This is a genomic window from Mycobacterium helveticum, assembly GCF_007714205.1.
GTDB classification, from domain to species: domain Bacteria; phylum Actinomycetota; class Actinomycetes; order Mycobacteriales; family Mycobacteriaceae; genus Mycobacterium; species Mycobacterium helveticum.
In genome coordinates this window covers 1-612 of sequence record NZ_VMQU01000345.1, presented here as the reverse complement: position 1 = coordinate 612, position 612 = coordinate 1, and the positions used below count along the sequence as shown (strand labels likewise).

Below are 612 nucleotides of genomic sequence, written 5' to 3'. Positions count from 1 at the left end.
CCCGGAATTGGAAGCGCTTCGTGATCTCGCCGCAAAGTTCGTTGCCACTGAGATTGCACCCCACTCAGAGCGCTTCGCCGAGCAACACCATGTCGACCGGGCGGTGTGGGAACGAGCAGGCGAGCTGGGCCTGCTGTGCATGTCGATGCCGGTCGAATACGGCGGCGGCGGCGGGACGTTCGCGCACGAAGCAGTTCTGCTCGAAGAGCAAGCTCGAATCGGGGACAGTTCGTGGGGCGCCGGCCTGCACAGCGGCATCGTCGCACACTACATCCTGCACTACGCACGGGAAGACCTGAAAAGGCAGTGGTTGCCCAAGATGGCGTCGGGCGAATTGATCGGTGCCATTGCGATGACGGAGGCTGGAACCGGATCTGATCTTCAAAGCGTGAAGACGCGCGCCGTCCTCGATGGGGACGAGTACGTCATCACCGGCTCGAAGACGTTCATCACCAATGGTCAGCAAGCCGATCTCATTGTCGTCGTGGCCAAGACCGACCATACCCAAGGCGCCAGCGGTATCTCGCTGATCGTCGTGGAAGCCGATCGCCCCGGGTTCCGGAGAGGACGAGTCCTCAGCAAAATAGGTCAGCGCGGTCAGGACACATCTGA

General features: G+C 61.4%; 1 protein-coding gene. It reads left to right on the top strand.

The window, feature by feature from the left end:
* Positions 1–7: 7 nt before the first annotated feature.
* Positions 8–612, top strand: a 605-nt coding sequence (locus FPZ47_RS27845) for an acyl-CoA dehydrogenase family protein (protein ID WP_210420054.1), incomplete at its 3' end; no start/stop codon positions are given.